3 protein-coding genes are annotated in these 3854 nt (G+C 66.8%); 2 read left to right on the top strand and 1 reads right to left on the bottom strand.

Annotation, left to right across the window (positions count from 1 at the left end):
* On the top strand, positions 1-1017 hold a 1017-nt coding region (locus AC1VAN_RS14460; protein WP_480986051.1), incomplete at its 5' end, for a TonB-dependent siderophore receptor.
* Here AC1VAN_RS14460 and AC1VAN_RS14455 read toward each other — a convergent pair.
* The gene (locus AC1VAN_RS14455) at positions 1001-2515 is read right to left on the bottom strand and encodes an MFS transporter (protein WP_442251287.1); all 1515 of its coding nucleotides are present in this window, start codon (positions 2513-2515) and stop codon (positions 1001-1003) included. The two genes, AC1VAN_RS14460 and AC1VAN_RS14455, sit on opposite strands and share 17 nt — an antisense overlap.
* Before the next feature lie 106 nt (positions 2516-2621).
* Between AC1VAN_RS14455 and AC1VAN_RS14450 the strand changes: the two genes are divergently transcribed.
* Positions 2622-3518 carry a LysR substrate-binding domain-containing protein gene (locus AC1VAN_RS14450; RefSeq protein WP_480986050.1) on the top strand — a complete coding sequence of 299 codons (897 nt, stop codon included), beginning with the start codon at positions 2622-2624 and terminating at the stop codon, positions 3516-3518.
* The last annotated feature ends 336 nt before the right edge of the window (positions 3519-3854 follow it).

Here is a 3854-nt window from a genome sequence, read left to right as displayed (position 1 = left end):
GTGCAGTTCGACTTCGCCACGGGCGCCTTCCAGCACCTGCTGCTGGCCGGCGTGGACTACAGCCAGTACAAGGAGCAGCTGCAGCGGCTGGATGCCACCGGCACGCCCATCGACGTCTACGCACCGGTATCGACCGCCCCGACGGTACGTGGCTGGGAGCGCCAGCCGGACCAGGAGTCTTCCCAGCTGGGCGTATATGTGCAGGACCAGATCCGCTGGGCTGATCGCGTGTCGCTGGTGCTGGGTGCGCGTCGCGACCATGCTCGTTCGAAGACCGAAGGCCAGCCCAGCCAGACCGACGATGCCACTACCTACCGTGCCGGACTGATCGGCGACGTCGGCGGCGGCGTATCGCCTTACCTGAGCTACAGCGAATCGTTCCTGCCGGTGTCCGGCCAGGATCTGTTCGGCAATGCTTTCAAGCCGATGCGCGGACGCCAGGCCGAAGGTGGCATCAAGTGGCAACCGGCCCGCAACATGCTGTTGACCCTGGCCGCCTACCGCATCACCGAGACCAACCGCCAGACCAACGATCCGAACAACGTTCTGAACGTCGTCCAGACCGGCCAGATCCGTTCCAAGGGCGTGGAGCTGGAGGGCCAGTTCCAGTTCGCCAACGACCTTACGGTCACTGCGGCTTACGCGCGCAACGAAGCCGAAGTCAGCCGCAGCAACTTCGCACTGGAAGTGGGCGAACGCCTGAACGACACCCCGCAGGACCTGGCCTCGGCCTGGGTGTCCAAGGGCTTCCAGCTGGATGACGCCGCACGGATGAAACTCGGCCTGGGTGTCCGCCATGTCGGCAACACGGTGTCGCTGGGCAACGGCGGCCGCGTCATCACCCCCAGCTACACCCTGGCCGATGCGCTGGTGGAAGTGCAGGTGACCAACTGGACCTGGGCCTTGAACATCACCAACCTCACCGACAAGCGTTACTACGCGCCGTGCCGCACCTTCGGCGATTGTTTCGCCGGCTACCCGCGTGTGGTCACCGGCACCATCAGCTATCGGTTCTGAGCACGGCAACGGACGGCGACCGCCGCAGCAGCACATGCAGCAGCAGGGAGCTGCCGGCGGTCAGCGCCGACAACACGTGCAGCAGCTGCGCCAGCGCTTCGCCGCTGGCGCGCTGCAACTGCAGCGACGTTGACCCAGGCAGCAGCGGCTGGGCCGAATGCAGCGCACCGGTAGCCAGATAAACCGCGGCCTTGCCCACTGCCGGAGCGGATGCGCCCGGCAGGCGTTGACCGATGAGCGTCGCCAGCAATGCAGTCACCGCAGCAAGTGCGATGCCCTCGCCCGCTACCCGCACCGTGCCGAAGATTCCCGCCGCCATGCCCGCGCGTTGCACCGGCACTACGCTGACCGACAACCCGTCCATCAAGCCCCATGGCAATGCGGTGCCTGTACCGATCAGCACCAGCAGCGGGATCCATTGCGCCGGCAATGGATGTGCCGCCTGCCGCGACAGCAGATACAGCCCCAGCGCGCAGAGCAGCAACCCAGCCACACACAGGCGCGTGCTTCCCAGCCGGACGGCCCAGCGCGCAGCCAGCAGTGGCAGCACCAGCATCGGCGCGGACAGCGCCAGCATCTGCACGCCAACGGTGGCGACGCTCTGGCCATGCACGCCCAGCAACTGCAACGGCAGGACCACCAGCAGCACCACGTAGCCGAAGCAGGTTGCCACCGGCAGCAGCTGCACACCGACGAATGCCCGCTGTGCGAACAGCGAAAGATCGAGCAACGGCGCCGGATGCCTGCGCTCGATCAGCACGAACGATGCCGCCAGCAACACGGTCGCCAGCAATGCCCATCGCACCCGCGCTGCGTACAGGCCGAATTCGCCCAGCCACAACAGCGCCAATGTCAGCATGCTCAGTGTCAGGCTGAAAGCCAGCATGCCCGATACGTCCAGCTGCGCAGCCTGCCCGCGGCTCTCCGGCAGCACGCGGGCTGCCAGCGTGCACGCCAGCAGAGCCAGTACACCTCCGGCGGCAAACACGCTTCGCCAGCCCAGCGCCTCAAGCAGTACGCCTGCAAGTAGTGGCCCCAGCGCCAGGCCGGCACCGAAGGTCGTGCCCAGCAGGGCAAACACGCGCGTGCGGGCCTGGCCGTGCCACGCCTGCGCCAACGCGGCGCTGCCCGACGCCAATGCCGCCGCAGCGCCCACTCCTTGCAACCCGCGCGCCAGGTCCAGCCAGAACAGATCCGGCGCAAGGCAGACRAACATCGTCGCCAATGCGAAGCCGCCGCTGCCCAGCAGGAACAGGCGGCGCCGCCCATAGCGGTCCGCCAGCCCACCTGCCGCCAACAGCAGGCTGCCGAATCCGAGCATGAAGGCGTTGGTCACCCAAGCCAGCGAAGCGGGCGAACTGGCCAACTGGATGGCCAACACCGGCACCGCGACAGCGCCGGCCGAGAACGACAATGGCAACGCGAGTGCGGCCAGACACACCGACAACAGGGCCCAGCGCCGTTGCGCGGAGTGGGAATCGGTCAGAAAACGGGCCATCGCGGCCTCCTGCAAACGGGGCCATTGATGATGAACACGCCGCGATCCGGGAAAAACAGGCCCGCAGGCGTTTGATTACAGCCAGATGTTCCGCAATCATTCCGCCATGGACTCCATTTCCGCACTGCTGGCCTTCGTCCGCACCGCCGAGGCCGGCAGCATTGTCGGTGCCGCCCGGGTGCTGGGCCTGTCCGCTTCCGCAGTGGGCAAGCGGATCGCCCGCCTGGAGCAGGACCTGGGTACGCGACTGTTCCACCGCACCACGCGCCGCATGCACCTCACCGACGAAGGCGACCTGCTGCTGCAGCGCTGCCGCCGGGCATTGGATGAACTATCCGAGGCCCAGGCTGATCTTGCGCAACGCCAATTCGCTCCGCGCGGCCTGCTGCGGATTGGCCTGCCCACCATCGGCTACCGTTTTCTGCTGCCGGTGCTACCCGGCTTCCAGCAGCGCTACCCGCAGGTGCAGTTGGAACTTGATTTCAATGACCGCCTCGTGGATGTAGTCAGCGAAGGGCTGGATGCGGTGATACGCAGCGRTGAACTGGCCGATTCCAGCCTGATGTCGCGTCGCCTCGGCAGCTTCCACTTCGTGCTGTGCGCAGCGCCGGTGTACCTGCGAACACACGGCTGGCCACAGTCGCTGCCGGAACTGCGTTCACTGCAGGCGGTGCGTTTCCGCTTCCCGACCACCGGCACGCTGCAGCCCTGGAGCCTGCCCGGCGTGAATGGCGATGCCGGCGCTGCTCTGGCTACGGCAATGACCTGCAACAACATGGAAGCGCTGCTGGCCGCGGCGATCGGTGCCATGGGCGTGGCCTGGATGCCTGATTTCCTGGCGGCCGAAGCACTGGCCGATGGCCGGCTGCAGCAGGTGCTGCCGATGCTGGAACGGCAGCACGGACAATTCTCACTGCTGTGGCCGGGCAATCGCCACCCCAGCGCGCGCTTGCGGGTGTTCATCGATTACACGGCCGAACATCTGTTCGCCCGTCCCCGCTGAGCAGACAGATGCACCGCCCGCCGCCGCTCCCGCGCACGACGCGCATTGCCACCCCCGAGGCAAGCGCCATCAGCGCACTCGTGGCTGACCACGAACAGGCGGCGGGCGATGCGGGTTGGCGTACCGGACAACTCTGGGACTGACCGGCGGATCATTGTGATCCCCACACATCGCCCACCACGGACAGCGGGTCACGAGATCCGCAGGCGCCATCCGTGCGCCTGCCGATCACGTGCCAGAGTTGATTGTGGGACGCCAATCCCAGCCGGCCGATGATGGCCGACGGGGGCATGCTGATTGCTGTCGCCGAGGCGGTATGTAGGGGTTGTCCGCGCC

It is taken from the genome of Stenotrophomonas sp. 05L44_2 (genome assembly GCF_056665995.1).
This window is presented reverse-complemented; position numbering and strand designations above follow the sequence as displayed.